The organism is Xanthobacter autotrophicus, assembly GCF_005871085.1.
Classification (GTDB): domain Bacteria; phylum Pseudomonadota; class Alphaproteobacteria; order Rhizobiales; family Xanthobacteraceae; genus Xanthobacter; species Xanthobacter autotrophicus.
In genome coordinates this window covers 51249-69779 of record NZ_VAUP01000035.1, presented here as the reverse complement: position 1 = coordinate 69779, position 18531 = coordinate 51249, and the positions used below count along the sequence as shown (strand labels likewise).

At 66.1% G+C, this 18531-nt stretch carries 16 protein-coding genes; 10 read left to right on the top strand and 6 right to left on the bottom strand.

Translation table 11 applies throughout. The features are described from left to right. Positions 1-30 precede the first annotated feature (30 nt). Together FBQ73_RS16325 and FBQ73_RS16320 are read right to left on the bottom strand one after the other, a co-directional pair. Entirely contained in the window at positions 31-597 is a 567-nt protein-coding gene (locus FBQ73_RS16325; protein ID WP_210236797.1) for a DUF6456 domain-containing protein, read from the bottom strand. A 2-nt stretch (positions 598-599) separates the two neighbouring features. After that, entirely contained in the window at positions 600-875 is a 276-nt protein-coding gene (locus tag FBQ73_RS16320) for a helix-turn-helix domain-containing protein (protein ID WP_138400556.1), read from the bottom strand. Between the two features lie 329 nt (positions 876-1204). Here FBQ73_RS16320 and FBQ73_RS16315 point away from each other — a divergent pair, with 329 nt between their 5' ends. Further along, the gene (locus FBQ73_RS16315) at positions 1205-1486 is read left to right on the top strand and encodes a hypothetical protein (RefSeq protein WP_138400555.1); all 282 of its coding nucleotides are present in this window, start codon (positions 1205-1207) and stop codon (positions 1484-1486) included. A 128-nt stretch (positions 1487-1614) separates the two neighbouring features. Here FBQ73_RS16315 and cysK read toward each other — a convergent pair whose 3' ends face one another. From cysK to coaBC, 4 genes are read right to left on the bottom strand one after another with little or no spacing between them, the layout of a single operon-like run. Beyond that, entirely contained in the window at positions 1615-2601 is a 987-nt protein-coding gene (cysK, locus tag FBQ73_RS16310) for a cysteine synthase A (RefSeq protein ID WP_138400554.1), read from the bottom strand. Between the two features lie 49 nt (positions 2602-2650). After that, complete coding sequence (locus FBQ73_RS16305; protein WP_138400553.1) at positions 2651-3091, bottom strand: RrF2 family transcriptional regulator; 441 nt, start codon at positions 3089-3091, stop codon at positions 2651-2653. A gap of 10 nt (positions 3092-3101) precedes the next feature. Further along, positions 3102-3593: a dUTP diphosphatase gene (dut, locus tag FBQ73_RS16300; RefSeq protein WP_138400552.1), complete on the bottom strand. Its 492-nt coding sequence runs from the start codon at positions 3591-3593 to the stop codon at positions 3102-3104. Beyond that, complete coding sequence (gene coaBC / locus FBQ73_RS16295; protein ID WP_138400551.1) at positions 3590-4807, bottom strand: bifunctional phosphopantothenoylcysteine decarboxylase/phosphopantothenate--cysteine ligase CoaBC; 1218 nt, start codon at positions 4805-4807, stop codon at positions 3590-3592. The genes dut and coaBC overlap by 4 nt, the downstream gene beginning before the upstream one ends. Before the next feature lie 223 nt (positions 4808-5030). On the opposite strand from coaBC, the gene FBQ73_RS16290 reads away from it, so the two are divergent. The 9 genes from FBQ73_RS16290 to nifD all read left to right on the top strand — a co-directional run bounded on the left by FBQ73_RS16290 (position 5031) and on the right by nifD (position 18530). Next, positions 5031-7397, top strand: a complete 2367-nt coding sequence (locus FBQ73_RS16290) for a putative bifunctional diguanylate cyclase/phosphodiesterase (RefSeq protein WP_138400550.1) — start codon at positions 5031-5033, stop codon at positions 7395-7397. A 363-nt stretch (positions 7398-7760) separates the two neighbouring features. Beyond that, positions 7761-9548, top strand: coding sequence for a nif-specific transcriptional activator NifA (gene nifA, locus FBQ73_RS16285; RefSeq protein WP_138400549.1), 1788 nt, complete (start codon positions 7761-7763; stop codon positions 9546-9548). 434 nt (positions 9549-9982) lie between these two features. Continuing rightward, complete coding sequence (locus FBQ73_RS16280; RefSeq protein ID WP_138400548.1) at positions 9983-10177, top strand: 4Fe-4S binding protein; 195 nt, start codon at positions 9983-9985, stop codon at positions 10175-10177. A gap of 303 nt (positions 10178-10480) precedes the next feature. After that, a complete protein-coding gene (sufB, locus tag FBQ73_RS16275; protein ID WP_138400547.1) occupies positions 10481-11965 on the top strand; it encodes a Fe-S cluster assembly protein SufB in 1485 nt (494 codons plus the stop codon). A 56-nt stretch (positions 11966-12021) separates the two neighbouring features. Next, positions 12022-12783: a Fe-S cluster assembly ATPase SufC gene (gene sufC, locus FBQ73_RS16270; protein ID WP_138400546.1), complete on the top strand. Its 762-nt coding sequence runs from the start codon at positions 12022-12024 to the stop codon at positions 12781-12783. Between the two features lie 37 nt (positions 12784-12820). Then, positions 12821-14128 carry a Fe-S cluster assembly protein SufD gene (gene sufD / locus FBQ73_RS16265; RefSeq protein ID WP_246089740.1) on the top strand — a complete coding sequence of 436 codons (1308 nt, stop codon included), beginning with the start codon at positions 12821-12823 and terminating at the stop codon, positions 14126-14128. Then, a complete protein-coding gene (locus tag FBQ73_RS16260) occupies positions 14129-15391 on the top strand; it encodes a cysteine desulfurase (RefSeq protein ID WP_138400544.1) in 1263 nt (420 codons plus the stop codon). It abuts the gene before it with no gap. Between the two features lie 675 nt (positions 15392-16066). Then, positions 16067-16948 (top strand): nitrogenase iron protein, encoded by an 882-nt coding sequence (gene nifH, locus FBQ73_RS16255; RefSeq protein ID WP_138400501.1) that lies wholly within the window; start codon positions 16067-16069, stop codon positions 16946-16948. 76 nt (positions 16949-17024) lie between these two features. Next, positions 17025-18530 (top strand): nitrogenase molybdenum-iron protein alpha chain, encoded by a 1506-nt coding sequence (gene nifD / locus FBQ73_RS16250; RefSeq protein WP_138400543.1) that lies wholly within the window; start codon positions 17025-17027, stop codon positions 18528-18530. Position 18531 lies beyond the last annotated feature (1 nt).

Genomic DNA, 18531 nt, shown 5'->3' with positions numbered 1-18531 from the left:
GGCATCGGTCGTAGGCCGAGGCCGAAGGTATCACGCCGGCGGCTCCGGCGGGGCGTGCCAGCTGCGCACCGGGGCGCGGGCGCGGCCCTGCGTCACTCCGCTGAGGCCGTAGTGAACGGCGAGCCGGTCGAGGGCGAGGCCCAGCACCACCTTGGCGGTGCGTGCCGGCCAAAGCCGCTCGCGCTCCACCGCCTCCAGCCCCTTCAGGAAGCAGCACACATCCAGCAGCACGCCGGACAGTTCAGGCCCCACCGCCGTCATGGCACGGCTGACCCGCAGCTTCGCTGCCAGCACCATGTCGGTGAAGGCCTCCGGCGTGCCCGCACCCGAAACCTCGCTCCAGCGGCTGGTGACGCGCGGGGTGAGCTGGGCGCGGGTGAAATCCGCCCGCAGCCGCTCGCCGGCGGCCAGCTGGGTCGGGTCCACCAGGGCGCGACCGTCCTTTCCGGTGCGCCGGGCGAGCCAGGCAAGGGGGCTTTCGGCCAGGTTCATCTGTGGCCCGGAGGCGGCGGTCGGGGCGGTTCGACGGGGATGGGTCTTGGCGGAGGAAGGTTTGACGGTAGGGGTCTTGTGGGATGGCGTCTTGCGGGGGGCCATGCTCAGCGCTCCGTGGCCCAGCGCAGGCAGGCCTCCATCTGGGCCACGCGATGGTCGAAGGCGGGATCGTCCCGCAGATCCTCGATGCGCCGGCAAGCATAAGCGACGGTGGAGCGGTCGCGCCGGAACGCCTGCGCCACATCCGCCTGCGGCAGGCCGAGACCCACATGGGCGAGGTACATGGCGATCTGCCGCGCTGTCGCCACCGGCGCGATGGACCGGCGCAGGTCCACCAGTGCATCCACATCGAGCCCCGTCATGGCTGCGACGATGGCCATTGCCAGCCGACAGGGAGAAGGCTGGGGCGATCCGGTCGCGGCGACCGGCAGGCGGGCTGAAGGCTGAACGGAGGCGGACGGGGGCTCAACCGACGGGTCAGACATTGCACTCTCTCGTTGTAGGTAAAAATTCCTACAACGATCTTCTTCTATTGCAAGTCGAGGGGGAGAGATCCTGCAATCGCGGCCTCAGGCAATTCCAAATTTAACTTATATATATCAATATATTATGTGCGTATTCCTATTTTCGCATTTTGCGCGAATTGTAGGAATTTATGCCCCTTTGGCCACGCCGGGTGACCATTCTGCCCCAAAGGGGAGAGTGCATCATGCAGGCGGTGGTGGGAGTGCGGTCGTATCGGGTTTACGCCTTCACGTGTGAGGATCCCGAGGCGCGGGTCCGGCGCCACATGGCGGGGCTCGCCATCGCCTATGGCGGTCCGGCGGCTCTGGCGCGGGCGTTGCGCCTGGCGCGCAAGGCAGCGTTCCGGGGCGGGATTGGCTACGATCCGGCCCGCCATGCGGCCCTGGTCCGGCTCGCGCGGTCCCGGCCGGCGCGTCCGCGCGACAGCGCGCAGACAGATCGGGCCTTCAGAGATCAGGCGCCATAAAGCTGCGCCCCGGCGGAGAGGCCGGGGCGCAGGGGTCTGAAGACGCAAAGGCATCGCTATCGGGCCGGCGCGGAGACGCGTTCGTTCTCCGCTTCGGGTCCGGCGCCTTTCCAGCGCAAGGGCCGTCCCTACAGGCCTTCGAACAGGGCCGTGGAAAGGTAGCGCTCGGCGAAAGACGGCACGATCACCACGATGGACTTGCCGGCCATGTCGTCGCGCACCGCGATCTCAAGCGCCGCCGCCACGGCCGCGCCGGAAGAGATGCCGCCGGGTATGCCCTCATAGCGGGCCATGGCCCGGGCGGTGTCGAACGCGGTCTGGTTGCCCACCGTCACCACCTCGTCGATGATGGCGCGGTCGAGCACGTCCGGCACAAAGCCGGCACCGATGCCCTGGATCTTGTGGGGGCCGGGAGAGCCGCCGGACAGCACCGGGGAATCCTCCGGCTCCACGGCGATCATGCGGAGCGAGGCCTTGCGTGGCTTCAGCACCTGGCCGATGCCGGTGATGGTGCCGCCGGTGCCGACGCCGGCCACGATCGCATCCACCTTGCCGTCGGTGTCGTTCCAGATCTCTTCCGCCGTGGTGCGGCGGTGGATGTCCGGGTTCGCCTTGTTCTTGAACTGCTGCGGCATCACCGCTTTGGGCAGTTCGGTGATGAGCTGCTCGGCGCGGGCGACGGCGCCCTTCATGCCGAGGTTCGCCGGGGTCAGTACCAGCTCGGCGCCGAGGATGGCGAGCATCTTGCGGCGCTCCACCGACATGCTCTCGGGCATCACCAGTATCAGGCGGTAGCCGCGCGCCGCCGCCACGAAGGCCAGCGCGATGCCTGTATTGCCGGACGTGGGCTCCACCAGCACCGTGTCCTGGTCCAGCACGCCGGCCGCCTCCATCGCCTCGATCATGGCGACGCCGATGCGGTCCTTCACGCTGGCGATGGGATTGAAGAATTCGAGCTTGGCCAGAATCTCGGCCTTGGCCCCGCGCAGTTCGGCGAGGCGCTTCAGCCGCACCAGCGGCGTGTTGCCGATGGTCTCGGTGATGGAATCATAAACCCGGCCGCGCCCAGGACGGGGCGATGCGGCGGGCACGATCTTGGCGGCAGGTCCTGCCATGGGCGATCTCCTTGGGAAATTGGTCGCCGGCACGCGGGGAGCGTGCCTGTCAAATGGCGAAATCGATCTTCTCGTGCTCCGACCCGTGGCCCTTGCCGTCGGCACTGCGGCAGAGGTCCTCGAGCGTCACCGCGTCGAGCGCAGTGTCGAACGTATCCTCGGCTGCGGCAACAGCCGGCTGGACCACCTCGGTCACCAGCGGGGGCAGGATGATTTCCTTCTCCTCCTCGGCCCCCTCGACGACCCGGACGATCTCGGCGACGGAGACGCGCCGGCGCTCCCGCGCCAGCTCGTAGCCGCCGCGCGGCCCACGCACGCCCTTCAGCACGCCGGCATGGACCAGGGCCTGGAGCACGGGCTCAAGCCGGCGGGGCGGGAGGCCGTGTCGGGCGGCGAGCGCCTTGGCTGCCACCGGAGCGCCGCGCGCGTGCACGGCCACATCCACGACGGCAGCAATGGCGAGGAGGCTTTTGTCGGATAAACGCGGCATCAGTCTGTAGCTACTTCTTCAAAAACGTAGCTCCGAAGCCGGTTGAACCAAAACCACCGGAGCCACGTGCAGTTTCACTCAGATCTCCGGATTCTTCCAGCATTATTTGGGTGACCGGGGCAACCACCATCTGGGCGATGCGCATGCCCCGCGTCACCGTGAACGGCTCAGGGCCGTGATTGATGAGGAGCACCAGCAGCTCGCCGCGATAATCCCAGTCGATGGTGCCAGGCGTGTTGAGCACGCTCACCCCGTGCTTGCGGGCGAGGCCCGAGCGGGGACGCACCTGGGCCTCGAAGCCCTCGGGCAAGGCGATGGCGAAGCCGGTGGGAACGGCGGCGAACGCTCCCGGCAGGAGGATGAGGGGGGCCTCCTCCGGCAGCGCGCTGGAGAGGTCGAGGCCGGCCGCGCCCTCGGTGGCATAGGCGGGCAGGGGCAGGCCTTCGCCATGGGGCAGGCGCTGGATGCGCACCGAAGGACGGGGGGGCTGCGCGTGGCTCATCGGGCCTCTCCCGCAAGTTCCGCGGCCATGCGCGCCACCAGATGACGGGCGACTTCGGCCTTGGAGGCGGACGGCCAGTCCTCCACTCCGCTGGCGGTGACGAGGTGCACGGTGTTCACATCCCCTCCCATGATGCCGGTTTCCGGCGAAACGTCGTTGGCGACGATCCAGTCGCAGCCCTTGCGCAGGCGCTTGTCGCTGGCGTGGGCCACCACCTCCTGGGTCTCGGCGGCGAACCCCACCACCAGGCGCGGTCGCAGCGCGCCGTGGCGGGCGATGGCGGCGAGGATGTCGGGATTCTCCACCAGGGTCAGGGCCGGGGCGCCGGCGCCGGTCTTCTTGATCTTCTGGTCGGAAGCATCGGCCACGCGCCAGTCGGCTACCGCGGCGGCGAACACGGCGGCATCCACCGGCAGGCTCTCCTCCACGGCGGCCATCATCTGTTGCGCCGTCTCCACATGGATCACCCTGACTCCCTTGGGATCGGCAACCTCGGCGGGGCCGGACACCAGGATCACCTCGGCGCCCGCCGCCCGGGCCGCCGCGGCGATGGCGTGGCCCTGCTTGCCCGAGGAGCGGTTGGCGATGTAGCGCACCGGATCGATGGGCTCGTGGGTGGGACCCGAGGTGACGAGGATGCGCCGCCCCTTGAGCAGGGGCGCCTCCGCGATGCCGAAATGGGCCTCGATGGCGGCGAGGATCTCCATGGGCTCGGCCATACGGCCTTCCCCGAATTCGTCGCGTTCGGCCATGGCGCCCGCATTGGGCCCCACCATGGCGATACCGTCGGCGCGCAACTGCGCCACGTTGCGCCGGGTGGCGGGGTGAGCCCACATGCGCGGGTTCATGGCGGGGGCCACCAGCACCGGCTTGTCGGTGGCGAGCAGAGCGGTGGTGGCGAGATCATCGGCGACGCCGTGGGCCATCTTCGCCAGCAGGTCCGCCGTCGCCGGCGCGACCACCACCAGATCCGCCTCCCGCGACAGGCGGATGTGGCCGATGTCGTGCTCGGCGGTGAGGTCGAACAGGTCGGTGAAGACACGCTCGCCGGTAATGGCGCCCACAGACAAGGGCGTGACGAACTGGCCCGCCGACCGGGTCATGACCGCCCGCACCTTGGCGCCGCGTTCTTTCAGGCGGCGGACCAGCTCCAGGCATTTGTAGGCGGCGATCCCGCCGCCGATGAGGAGGAGGATGCGTTTGTCATTGAGCATCGGCGGCTCCCTCGGCCTGCGGGCACGGCAGCGGCGCCGGGCGTCGCTGCGGACCTTGGATCATCCTGAACGCATATAGCCCGCTCCGCCGGGAGAGGCGAGGCGGCACAAGATGGCGTGGCTGGGTATTTGCGCAACCTTGCCGTGCGGCTCGGGGGCTCATCGCGAGACCACGTTGGCAGGATTGTGGCGAAAGCGTTTTCGGCACTCTAGGATCAACTCCATGAGGGGCACATCTCGCCAGAACGGACGGTCAGAGCCGACTGCGAGCGCGGACGATCCGGGGCTGACCGCCATGGGCGGTGAGTTCGTCGATCCCGCGCAGGAGGCGGCATTCCGCGTGAGCCGCCTCGCCGAATCGCGACGGCAGGCCCGTATCCTGTTTGCGGCCTCCGTCATCCTCAATGCCCTGTTTCTGCTGAGCGACTGGCGCTTTGCCGGAACGGCGCACTTCGCGGTGGCGGTGTCGGCGCGATTCGTGGTGATCGGACTGTCCCTGCTGTGCCTCGGCGCCATCCATCTGGCGAATACGCCCCGCCGGGCCGACCTGATCTACGCGCTGTGGCAGTGGGGCACGGCGGCCGCGGTGGCGGTGCTGGTAACCGCGCAGAGTCATCTGGCTCTTTTGGCGGTGCTGCTGCTGCCCACCGTCTTCTATCTGGCGGTGCCCATATCCTTCAGCTGGTTGCTGGCCGGGGGCGTCGGCAGCAGCGTCCTGCTGTTCTGCGGCTATGCCGACATGTCTGTCGGCTGGCAGGTGGGGCTGGGCCTGGCGCTTGCCGTGGCTTCGCTGAACATCGCGCTGATGATCGTGGTCGCGCGGGCCAACCGCGTGGAACGGCAGTTCTGGGCCTCGGCGGCGGCCGCGCAGCGGCAGAACGAGCGGTTGCGCGTCAGCGAGGACACGCTGGAGAAGACATTCCAGGCGGTGCCGCTGCCCCTCGTGGTCGCGCGCCTCGACGACGGCCGGCACCTCAAATCCAACGCAGCAGCCCGACGCCTCTATGGCGGGTCGCTGGACGCGGTCACCGGCAGCCTGTGCGACGGCTGCCTCGCGCCGGACGCCGCCGCCGAGTTCATGGAACGCCTGCGCACCGAGGGGGCGGTGAGGGGGTTCGAGACCTCGGTCTCGGTGGAGGGGGGCGAGCAGCGGCGCGTGGTGCTGGCGGCGTCCGTCATCCCCATGGATCCCGGGCCGCATCTGGTGGCCGCTTTGGTTGACGTGACCGAGCGGCGCGCCGCCGAGGAACAGGCGCGCTATGCCGCCACCCACGACGCCCTGACCGGCCTGCCCAATCGCGCGGCCTTCCAGGCCCGTCTCGGCGCCGCCCTGGAGGCGCGCCGGCCGGGGCGCGGGATCTGCCTGCTGCTGATCGATCTCGACGGGCTGAAGGACGTCAACGACACCCTCGGCCATGACGCCGGAGACGCCGCGCTGATGGAGACCGCCCATCGGCTGGATGCCCTGCTGGAACAGGACGGCCTGCTCGCCCGGCTGGGGGGCGACGAGTTTGTCGCGGTGGTGGAGGGCGCGGCGCCCGTGGCCGCCGGCCAGCGGCTTGCCCACAATATCCTGGCCGAACTGCGCCGGCCGGTGCTGCACGCCGGGCGCCATTTCGCGACCCGCGCCAGCATCGGGCTGGCCGCCTGCCCGGACCATGACTGCAGCTATGGCGAGCTGATGAAGGACGCCGACCTCGCCCTTTATGCGGCCAAGCAGCAGGGTCGCAACCGCGCGGTGGTCTACGCCCCGGCCATGCGGCAGGCGGTGCTGGAACGGGTGGCGCTCAATCGCGCCATGCGGGCCGCGCTCGCGGAGGACGAGATCGTTCCCTATTACCAGCCCAAGGTCTCGCTCGTGACCGGGCGCATCGAAGGGCTGGAAGCGCTGGTGCGCTGGCGCCGCTCGCCGCACAGCGTGCTGTCGCCGGCGGCGTTCGAGGCTGCCCTCACCGATCCGGAGCTGGCCGTCCTTATCGGCGAGCGCATGGTGCGAAAGGTGTCCACCGACGTGCGCGGCTGGATCGAGGCGGGCCATCCGTGCGGACGCATCGCCATCAACCTGTCGCCGGCCCAGTTCGCCGACGGGGATCTGGCGGCCACGCTGCTGCGCCAGTTCCACGCGGCGGGGGTGGAGCCCATCCACTTCGACGTGGAGATCACCGAAACCGTCTTCCTCGGCCGCAGCTCCGACCATGTGGCGCCCATCCTCGATGAGCTTTACCGTGCCGGCGTGCGCATCGCCCTCGACGATTTCGGCACCGGCTATGCGGGCCTTATCCATCTGAAGCAGCTGCCCATCGACACCATCAAGATCGACCAGAGCTTCGTGAAGGACATCGAGCGCGACGCCTTCGACACCGCCATCGTCTGCGCGGTGATCGATCTTGGCCGCAACCTCGGCATGCGGGTGGTGGCCGAGGGGCTGGAGACCGCCGGGCAGGCACGCTTTCTCAAGGAGAAACGTTGCGAGCTGGCCCAGGGCTTCTTCTTCTTCCGTCCGCTCGACGGGGTGGAGATGACCGAGCTGCTCCGCAACGAAGGCGAGGAGGCCGCCGCTGCCCGCCTCGCCGCGTTCGAGGCCGGTTGAGGCCGACCCGGCGGCATGAGGACCCACGGCCTCGGGAGGCCTTCGCGGGACGGCCGATCAATGGTGCGCTGCAGCGTCGCAGGGTGCGGAAAGTTGCGGCAAAAGCGACGCGACGCCTTTCGCAGTGCGAAATCTTTTTGCCGACATATGCGCTCAAACGTCCATATTCTAACAATTGTCGGCTCGCATCGGGCCAGATGACGGCGGCATTTGGCGCGAAAACGGACATTGATCAAAACATGCTCAAAATGGCGGCAACTTTTGCCCTTACCTTGGGCACGACATGAGAATGAAACTAAATCAAAGTGTCGCTAATCATACAAAAACGTTGGGACGGGAGCCTGAGGTGACGGAGAAAGCACGATGGTTCATCAGGAAGCGTTGCAAGTCGAGCGCGAGCAGCCCCGGGCTCATGTCCCCCTCGTATCCCTGAGCGATGTGGCGCTGACGGGAATCTACGAGATCTCGAAGATTCTGACGGCGCCGAACCGGCTCGAAACCACGTTGTCGAGCGTGGTCAGCCTGCTTTCGTCCTTCATGCAGATGCGCCACGGCGTCATTTCGCTGCTTGAGGACGACGGAATTCCGAACATCACCGTTGGCGCCGGCTGGAACGAGGGTACGGATGCGCGTTACCGCGCGCGCCTGCCCGAAAAGGCGATCGGCCAGGTGATCGCCACCGCCGTGCCGCTGATCGCGGAAAACGTGGCCTCCCATCCCGCCTTCAGCGCGGCCGACGTTGCGGCGCTCGGCGCCAGCGAGGAGACGCGTGTTTCCTGGATCGGCGTTCCGCTGCGCGTCGCCGCGCGGGTCATCGGCACCCTGACCATCGACCGGGTGTGGGACGGGCGCTCCGTCTTCCGCCTCGATTCGGACGTGCGCTTCCTGACCATGGTGGCCAACCTGATCGGCCAGACCGTGCAGTTGCATCGCGTCGTCTCCCGCGATCGCGAACGCCTGATGGCCGAGAGCGGGCGCCTGCAGAAGGCGCTATCGGAGCTGAAGCCCCAGAGCGGCGGCGGTCGCGAGCGCAAGCGCGTCTATGTGGACGGCATCATCGGCGAGAGCCGTGAGATCCGCTCGCTGCTCGACAAGATCATGATCGTCGCCAAGTCCCATTCGCCCGTGCTGCTGCGCGGCGAGAGCGGCACCGGCAAGGAGCTGATCGCCAAGGCGATCCACGAGCTGTCCCCCCGTGCCAAGGGGCCCTTCATCAAGCTCAACTGCGCGGCTCTCCCGGAATCCGTGCTGGAATCCGAACTGTTCGGCCACGAGAAGGGGGCCTTCACCGGCGCCGTCGGCGCCCGCAAGGGTCGTTTCGAGCTGGCGGACAAGGGTACGCTCTTCCTCGACGAAATCGGTGAGATTTCGCCCTCGTTCCAGGCCAAGCTGCTGCGCGTGCTGCAGGAGCAGGAATTCGAGCGGGTCGGTGGCTCTCACACGCTGAAGGTCAACGTGCGTGTCGTCGCCGCCACCAACCGCAACCTTGAGGAAGCGGTGGCGAAGAATGAGTTCCGCGCCGACCTGTATTACCGCATCAGCGTCATTCCAGTGATCGTGCCATCCCTGCGCGACCGCCGCGTGGACATCCCGCTGCTTGCCAATGAGTTCCTCGATCGCTTCAACCGTGAAAACGGTCGCGACCTCGCGTTCAATCCCGACGCGATGGAAGTCCTCATGGGCTGCGGCTTCCCCGGCAATGTGCGCGAGCTTGAAAATTGCGTGCAACGCACCGCCACATTGGCCCAGGGCGGCGCCATCGTCAGCGATGACTTCGCCTGCAAGCACAATGAGTGTCTGTCGGCGCTGCTGTGGCGCAGCCCGGCAGAGGCGGCCACGCGCCGGCCCATGGACATCCCGCTGCCGGTGATGCCCTCGGTCGTCACCCCCATCGGGGCCGAGCCGGCCAATTCCAACACCGTCACCAAGCTGCCTTTAGCGCCGCCACAGCCCCTGTCGCCGCCCCCGGCGCCGGCGGTTCTGGTTCACCCGACCACGCTGGACGAGGACCTGTCCGAGCGTGAGCGGCTGGTGGACGCCATGGAGCGGGCCGGCTGGGTGCAGGCAAAGGCCGCGCGACTGCTCGGTCTCACCCCGCGCCAGATCGGCTATGCGCTGAAGAAGCACGACATCGAGATCAAACGCTTCTGACGCCGCCGCCCAAACATCGCCGGATCCGGCCGCGCCGTGTCGCGTGGCCTTGAGCCCGAAGTCGGCCGATACCGACTTCGGGCTCCGGCGTCGGGTGGCCAATGATCTTCGCGCCGTCCTGCACTCGTAGATCAATTCGTCGGCGCCGCCTCTTCGATCGGTGGCCGGACGCGGCTGCGCTGCTCTCCGGCTGCGGATGTCGGGCGGGCATGCCGGCCCACGCGATAGCGATGTCGCGGTCGCCGCGATGCCGGCCTCCAATGGCCTCTGATACCGACATGGGGCCTGTCGCACTTGCGACACGTTGTCGGGGGCACGACAGCGCACTATTCTGGCGCGCAAAAGAATATTTATAATAATTCAATGGGTTATGAGATGGCACGGTGCTTGAAAGAGAGCCTTGCCTGCCAATCTGCACAGCGCGGAGCTAGCCCATGGCCTACAAGATTATTACGTCTCAGTGCACCGTCTGCGGCGCTTGCGAGTTCGAGTGCCCGAACGCCGCGATCAGCCTGAAGAACGACACCTACATCATCAATCCCAAGAAGTGCACCGAGTGCGAGGGCAGCTTCGAGACCCCGCAGTGCGCGGTGGTTTGCCCGGTGGAAAACACCTGCGTCCCGGCCTGATGGCCTGAGCGGCGGGTGGCCCGCATGGTGCCCGAGGGTGCATGTGCGGGCCGGTCACCGAACCGCAAGTAAGCCAGGGTGCGGGCGACGCGTCCCGGTGCGAGTGATGGCGGGCGGCGGATCATGAATCCCCACCCGCGCGGTTCCGGGGGCCGTGCATCCCGAGGGGGTGCGGGGCCGGCCGGGATCCGACGGAAGCGTTTCAGGCGAAGTATTTTCAGGGCCCGTTGCGGGCTTCATATGCGGTGTGCTGCGCCCGGTAACGTGAGCGCGCCGCCGCTGGCAAGTTGAATGGAGGGACATATGGCGGCCGTACAGGACACAGTCGAACAGGTTCGCTCCATCGACGTCGACCAGTACAAATACGGATTCGAGACGCTGATCGAATCCGAGAAGGCGCCGAAAGGCCTTTCGGAGGAGGTGATCCGCTACATCTCCGCCAAGAAGGAAGAGCCGGAATGGATGCTGCAGTGGCGGCTTGATGCCTATGCACGCTGGCTGACCATGCAGGAGCCCGAGTGGGCGCGGGTCGACTACCCGACCATCGATTACCAGGACCTCTATTATTATTCCCAGCCCAAGCAGTTCAAGGCGCCCAAGTCTCTCGACGAGGTCGATCCGGAGATCCTGAAGACCTACGCGAAGCTGGGCATCCCGCTGCGCGAGCAGGAGATCCTGGCTGGCGTGGAGATCCCCGAGGGAGAGCGGCCGCGCATCGCGGTGGACGCGGTGTTCGACAGCGTCTCCGTGGCCACCACCTTCAAGGAAGAGCTGAAGGCGGCCGGCGTCATCTTCATGCCCATCTCCGAGGCGCTGCGCGAGCATCCCGATCTCGTGAAGCAGTATCTTGGCTCCGTGGTGCCGCCCACTGACAATTATTTCGCGACGCTGAACCAGGCGGTCTTCTCCGACGGCTCGTTCGTATACATTCCCCCGGGCGTGCGCTGCCCCATGGAGCTGTCCACCTACTTCCGCATCAACGAGAAGAATACCGGCCAGTTCGAGCGCACCCTGATCATCGCCGACAAGGGCTCCTACGTGTCGTATCTGGAGGGCTGCACCGCCCCCATGCGCGACGAGAACCAGCTCCATGCCGCGGTGGTGGAACTGGTGGTGCTCGACGATGCCGAGATCAAGTATTCGACGGTACAGAACTGGTACCCCGGCGATGCCGAGGGGAAGGGCGGCATCTACAATTTCGTGACCAAGCGCGGCGACTGCCGTGGCAAGAATTCCAAGATTTCCTGGACCCAGGTGGAGACCGGCTCTGCCATCACCTGGAAGTATCCGAGCTGCGTGCTGCGCGGGGAGGGCTCCTCCGGCGAGTTCTACTCCATCGCCATCTCCAATGGCCGCCAGCAGGTGGATTCGGGCACCAAGATGATCCATCTGGGCAAGAACACCACCAGCCGGATCATCTCCAAGGGCATCTCGGCTGGCCGCTCCAACAACACCTATCGCGGCCTCGTCTCCGCCCACCGCAAGGCGGCCGGCGCGCGCAACTTTACCAACTGCGACTCGCTGCTCATCGGTGATAATTGTGGCGCGCATACCGTGCCCTACATCGAGGCGAAGAACCCCACCGCCCAGTTCGAGCACGAGGCCACCACCTCGAAGATCTCCGAGGACATGCTGTTCTACTGCATGCAGCGCGGCCTGACCCAGGAAGACGCCGTGGCCCTCGTGGTCAACGGCTTCGTCCGCGACGTGCTTCAGCAGCTGCCCATGGAGTTCGCCGTGGAAGCACAGAAGCTCATTTCCATCAGCCTCGAAGGTAGCGTCGGCTGACGCTTTCCTCGAAACGTCAAAAATCGCCCGGCCCCACATATCAAAGGATCTTCACCATGGCTCCCCTTCTGGAAATCAAGGACCTCCATGCCGAGATCTCGGGGGGACGCAAGATCATCGACGGCATGAACCTGACGATCAATCCGGGCGAGGTTCACGCCATCATGGGGCCGAACGGCGCCGGCAAGTCCACTCTGTCTTACGTGCTCTCGGGTAAGCCGGGTTATGAGATCACCGGAGGCGAGGTGATCTTCCGCGGTGTGAACCTGCTGGAGCTGTCCCCCGACGAGCGCGCGGCGCAGGGCCTGTTCCTGTGCTTCCAGTATCCGCTGGAAATCCCCGGCGTCTCCAACATGGCGTTCCTGCACACGGCGGTGAACAGCCAGCGCCGCAAGCGCGGCGAGACCGAGCTGACCTCGCCGGAACTGGTGCGCAAGGTGCGCGAGCTGGGCCAGACCCTGGGCATCAATGCCGAGATGCTGAAGCGCCCGGTGAACGTGGGTTTCTCCGGCGGCGAGAAGAAGCGTAACGAGACGCTCCAGATGATGCTGCTCGAGCCCTATCTGTGCGTGCTCGATGAGGCGGATTCCGGCCTCGACATCGACGCGCTGAAGGTGGTCTCCAACGGCGTGAACGCCCTGCGCTCCCCCGAGCGCTCCATGCTGGTGATCACCCACTACCAGCGCCTGCTCGACTACATCGTGCCGGACGTGGTCCACGTCTTCGCCGCTGGTCGCATCGTCCACACGGGCGGCAAGGAACTGGCGCTGGAGCTGGAAGCCACCGGCTACGCCCAGTACCAGAACGAGGCAGCGTGATCCCATGGCCGCCCCGACCTCTGCCCAGATCCGACCCATGAAGACCAGCGCCGAATTGGCGCTGGCCGAAACCTTCGCCGCTGCCCGCGCCGCCCTTCCGGGCGGCCCGGACGTGGCGGCCCAGCGCGCCGCTGCCTTTGGCACCTTTGCCGATGCGGGCCTGCCGCACCGTCGCGTGGAGGCCTGGCGCTATACCGACCTGCGCGCTTTGATGCGCGAGGCGCGTCCGCTGGCAGCCCCGCCGGATGCCGAAGCCAAGTCGCGCGCTGCCACGGCCGGTGCCATGCTGGCGGGCCTCGGCTTCCGTCGTCTGGTCCTGGTCAACGGCGCCCTGGTGCCCGAATTGTCGGACCTCGCGGGTCTTGAGGCGGGCCTCTCCATCCGCTCCATGGCGGACGCGCTGACCACCGGTGATACGCTCACGGCCCAACTCGGCCAGACGGTGGCGTCTTCGGATGCGGTTCTCGCTCTCAACACGGCGCTCATGGGCGACGGCGTGGTGTTGCACGTGGCGGCCGGCGCGGTCATCGAGCGCCCCGTCGAACTGGTGTTCGTGACCACGGAAACGACCCCGGTTTCCATGTTCACCCGTTCCATCGTGGTGGTGGAGGAGGGGGCTTCGCTCACCCTCATCGAAAGTCACGAGGGGCCGTCCGGCGTTGCCTATCAGGTGAACACTGCCCTTGATCTGGTGGTGGGCGCCGGCGCCACTGTGGAACGGGTGAAGATCACGGCGGAAGGATCGGATGCGGTGCATCTTGCCACCGTTCTCGCCCGCGTCGATGCCACCGCCACCTTCGCCAACACTTTCTTCACCACGGGCGGCCTGGTGGTGCGCAACCAGCTTCTGGCCCATCTCGCCGGCGAAGCCATCCACGCCCGCATGAACGGGGTGAGCCTGCTGTCCGGAAAGCAGCATGCCGACACCCTTTTGTCCGTGGACCATGCGGCGCCTGCGGGCGAGAGCCGGGAATCCTTCCGTGCCGTGCTGGATGGTTCGGCGCAGGATATCTTCCAGGGCAAGATCGCCGTCCGCCAGCCGGCCCAGAAGACCGACGCCCGCATGCTCAGCCGCGCGCTGCTTTTGACCGAGACGGCGGAGGCCTGCGCCAAGCCGGAGCTGGAGATCTTCGCTGACGACGTGCAGTGCGGCCACGGCTGCACCACCGGCACGCTGGACCAGCAGCTGAAATTCTACCTCATGTCCCGTGGCATTCCCGCCAAGGAATCCGAGGCGCTGCTCATCCAGGCTTTCGTGGGCGAGGTGCTCGACGCCATCGGCAACGAGGGCGTGCGTTCGGCGCTGACGGATGCGACCCAGGCCTGGCTCCTGGGTCGGGAGTGAATGATGCTTCCCCTCCCGGCTCCGCACCCCGCCGTTTCCAACGGCAGCTACGATGTCATGCGCGTGCGCGCGGACTTCCCCATCCTCGACCTGAAGGTCAACGGCAAGCCGCTGGTCTATCTGGACAATGGCGCCTCGGCCCAGAAGCCTCGCCAGGTGCTGGATCGCATCCAGCAGGTCTACACCTCCGAATATGCCAACGTGCACCGCGGCCTGCATTATCTCGCCAATGCCGCGACCGAGGCTTATGAGGGCGGGCGCGCCCGGGTGCAGCGCTTTCTCAATGCCGCGCGGCCGGAGGAGATCATCTTCACCCGCAGCGCGACGGAGGCGATCAATCTCGTCGCCGCCACCTTCGGCAAGGCCCGCATCCAGCCGGGGGACGAGATCGTCCTCTCGATCATGGAGCATCACGCCAATATCGTGCCCTGGCACTTCCTGCGGGAAAGCCATGGCGCGGTGATCAAGTGGGCGCCGGTGGACGAGGAAGGCAACTTCCTCATGGACGAGTTCGAGGCCCTGCTCACCGAGCGGACCAAGATGGTGGCCATCACCCAGATGTCCAACGTGCTGGGCACCACCGTTCCGGTGAAGGAGGTGGTGAAGATCGCCCACGCCCGCGGCATTCCGGTGCTGGTGGACGGGTCCCAGGGCGCGGTGCATCTCGACGTGGACGTGCAGGATCTCGACTGCGACTTCTACATCATCACCGGCCACAAGCTGTATGGGCCCACCGGCATCGGCGCGCTCTACGGCAAGTATGAGCACCTGGAAGCCATGCCGCCCTTCAACGGCGGCGGCGAGATGATCCGCGAAGTGCGGCAGGACAGCGTCACCTATGGTGATCCGCCCCACCGCTTCGAGGCGGGCACGCCGGCCATCGTGCAGGCGGCGGGGCTCGGCGCTGCGCTGGATTATATCGAGTCCATCGGCAAGGCCCGCATCCGCGCCCACGAGGCGGAGCTGTGCCGCTATGCGCAGGAGCGGCTCGGCGAGCTGAATTCCGTGCGCATCATCGGCACGGCCAAGGACAAGGGCGCCATCATCTCGTTCGAGATCAAGGGCGCGCATGCCCACGATTTCGCGACGCTGATCGACAATGACGGCATCGCCGTGCGCGCCGGCACCCATTGCGCCATGCCGCTGATGGAGCGCTTCGGCGTCACCGCCACCTGCCGGGCCTCCTTCGGCCTCTACAACACCCGCGAGGAAGTGGATCGCTTCGTCGCGGCGCTGTCGAAGGCTCAGGAACTGATCGGCTGAGGGCCGCGCGCACTGCGCGATCCTTAAGACCGGGCGGCTTGTCCCGCCCGGTCATTCCGATCTCCCCAGCTTCTGCTTTCTTCCATTTCTCCCGGGTCTGGCCGTACCCTGCCGTCTTCGGCTTGCGGTATTTGCTGGCTGGCCCGACCTGGGGCGGGCGCCATGCGGGCCCATCGGCCCCCGAACCGATCCCCTTCCATTCGCCATTTCCTGCACGCGTTTTCGGACGCGCAGACGCACGTACGCCAGCGGGCCCGACATCGCGTCCCGGGACGCGTCGGGCTGCGCGTCGAACTTGCGACATCAAAACCTTCGCACCGCCTGTGTCGGCTTCCGGCCAGATCCGAACGGGGTTCCGGCAGTGTCCTGTTTCAAACAGCCCTAAACTGGCGTGTCGGCCGAAATGACCCTGTGTCGGGTTCTGAACATGGGCGCAAGTGCCGGCAATCATTTAGTAAATAGCTGTTTTCAAACGCGTTTTTGCAGTGCGGTCCGCTGGCACGCTGGTTGCTAGCTTCTAGTGCGGGCGACAGGTTGCTGGCTTTGTGGGCCCCTACAAAGGCCACGTCCGCATCCGCGCCGGAGTGCAACGTCCCGGGGTGTGATCGCCAGCCGGCGCACACCGAAGAGACCGGGCAGGACCGAATGTCGGCTTAAGGTTCGAAGGAGAGACAGATGTCTTCGCTGCGACAGATCGCGTTTTACGGGAAGGGTGGCATCGGCAAGTCCACCACCTCTCAGAATACCCTGGCTGCGCTTGCGCAGATGGGTCACAAGATCCTCATCGTGGGTTGCGACCCCAAGGCCGACTCGACCCGCCTGATCCTGCACGCCAAGGCCCAGGACACCATCCTGTCGCTTGCGGCGAACGCCGGCTCGGTGGAAGACCTCGAGCTCGAGGACGTGATGAAGATCGGCTACCAGGACATCCGCTGCGTGGAGTCCGGTGGTCCTGAGCCGGGCGTCGGCTGCGCCGGCCGCGGCGTGATCACCTCGATCAACTTCCTGGAAGAGAACGGCGCCTACGAGGACATCGACTACGTGTCCTACGACGTGCTCGGCGACGTGGTGTGCGGCGGCTTCGCCATGCCCATCCGCGAGAACAAGGCGCAGGAAATCTACATCGTGATGTCGGGCGAGATGATGGCCATGTATGCGGCCAACAACATCTCGAAGGGCATTCTGAAGTATGCGAACTCCGGCGGCGTGCGCCTGGGCGGGCTGGTGTGCAACGAGCGCCAGACCGACAAGGAGCTTGAGCTGGCTGAGAACCTGGCGAAGAAGCTCGGCACCGAGCTGATCTACTTCGTGCCGCGCGACAACATCGTGCAGCACGCCGAGCTGCGCCGCATGACCGTGATCGAGTATGCGCCCGATTCGGTTCAGGCCCAGCACTACCGGAACCTTGCGGAAAAGGTTCACGCCAACAAGGGCAACGGCATCATCCCGACCCCCATCACGATGGACGAGCTCGAGGACATGCTGATGGAGCACGGCATCATGAAGGCCGTCGACGAGAGCCAGGTCGGCAAGACCGCCGCCGAGCTCACCGCCTGAGGCTGACGCAGCGAGGCCGGCCCCAATTGCGGGGTCGGCCTTCATCCGGCACCCAAAACGAGAGCGAGATTGCGAAATGAGCTTGGCCCAACCGCAAAGCGTTGCTGAAATCAAGGCGCGTAACAAAGAACTCATCGCGGAAGTTCTCAAGGTTTATCCCGAGAAGACCGCGAAGCGCCGCGCGAAGCACCTCAACGTCCACGAGTCCGGCAAGTCCGATTGCGGCGTGAAGTCGAACATCAAGTCCATCCCGGGCGTGATGACGATCCGCGGCTGCGCGTATGCCGGTTCCAAGGGCGTGGTGTGGGGTCCCATCAAGGACATGATCCACATCTCCCACGGCCCGGTGGGCTGCGGCCAGTACAGCTGGGCCGCCCGCCGCAACTACTACATCGGCACGACGGGTATCGACACCTTCGTGACGATGCAGTTCACCTCGGACTTCCAGGAAAAGGACATCGTCTTCGGCGGCGACAAGAAGCTCGCCAAGATCATGGACGAAATCCAGGACCTGTTCCCGCTGAACAACGGCATCACCGTCCAGTCCGAGTGCCCGATCGGCCTCATCGGCGACGACATCGAGGCCGTGTCCAAGGCGAAGTCCAAGGAATACGACAACAAGACCATCGTGCCGGTCCGCTGCGAAGGTTTCCGCGGCGTGTCCCAGTCGCTCGGCCATCACATCGCCAACGATGCGATCCGGGACTGGGTGTTCGACAAGATGGACCCGAATGCGGCCCCCCGCTTCGATCCCTCGCCGTATGACGTCGCCATCATCGGCGACTACAACATCGGCGGCGACGCCTGGTCTTCGCGCATCCTGCTCGAGGAAATGGGCCTGCGCGTGATCGCCCAGTGGTCCGGTGACGGCTCGCTCGCCGAGCTCGAGGCGACTCCGAAGGCGAAGCTGAACGTCCTGCACTGCTACCGTTCGATGAACTACATCTCCCGTCACATGGAAGAGAAGTTCGGTATCCCGTGGTGCGAGTACAACTTCTTCGGCCCGTCCAAGATCGCTGAGTCGCTCCGCAAGATCGCGGGCTACTTCGACGACAAGATCAAGGAAGGCGCCGAGCGCGTCATCGCCAAGTACCAGCCCCTCATGGACGCGGTCATTGCCAAGTACCGTCCGCGGCTCGAGGGCAAGACCGTCATGCTGTACGTGGGCGGCCTGCGTCCCCGTCACGTGATCGGTGCCTACGAAGACCTCGGCATGGAAGTGGTCGGCACGGGTTACGAGTTCGGCCACAACGACGACTATCAGCGCACCGCCCAGCACTACGTCAAGGATGGCACGATCATCTATGACGACGTGACCGGCTATGAGTTCGAGAAGTTCGTCGAGAAGGTCCAGCCTGATCTCGTCGGCTCGGGCATCAAGGAAAAGTACGTGTTCCAGAAGATGGGTGTGCCGTTCCGGCAGATGCACTCCTGGGACTATTCCGGCCCGTATCACGGCTATGACGGCTTCGCCATCTTCGCCCGCGACATGGACATGGCCATCAACTCCCCCGTCTGGAAGATGACCAAGGCTCCGTGGAAGCAGGCTCCCGCGCAGCCGGGCCTGCTCGCGGCCGAGTGAC